The sequence below is a fragment of the Rothia sp. HMSC065G12 genome (assembly GCF_001811455.1).
GTDB lineage: Bacteria > Actinomycetota > Actinomycetes > Actinomycetales > Micrococcaceae > Rothia > Rothia dentocariosa.
In genome coordinates this window covers 1-400 of the sequence record NZ_KV804810.1, presented here as the reverse complement: position 1 = coordinate 400, position 400 = coordinate 1, and the positions used below count along the sequence as shown (strand labels likewise).

At 45.0% G+C, this 400-nt stretch carries 1 pseudogene; it reads right to left on the bottom strand.

Annotated features, from left to right (window positions below):
- Positions 1-277: pseudogene (locus HMPREF2804_RS02505) on the bottom strand (hypothetical protein); the annotation flags it as partial.
- Positions 278-400: the final 123 nt, after the last annotated feature.

The window sequence follows — 400 nt, the reverse complement described above, 5'->3', positions numbered from 1 at the left end:
TGGTTTCGTAGTAGTACATACCAATCAAACCGAAAAGGACGGCCCCAACAGAAAAAACCACAAGGATTGTTTGGAATTCTGCAAGATGGGTGAGCATGTATATACTCATTCCGGTGAACACTGGGATGTAGATGCTCCAGACCCAGGGCTCGGAGCGGGGGAGCCTTTTGACGAGGGCCCCGCTGCGTTTGTCCCGGGCGCGACGTATCTCGTCCCGGGTGATGTAGAAGATGATAAAGAGGAAGGAGCAGATGAAATATATCAGGAATGCAGACATGTTCCTTCTTTCTGTAGTCTTTTCTTTTTATCGGTAGAATTTTGTAGCGCTAATATCAATAAAACTATTTCTAATATTATCAACTTGGTCTAGTTGAGTTTTGGTTCTATGTTTCCTGTGGCC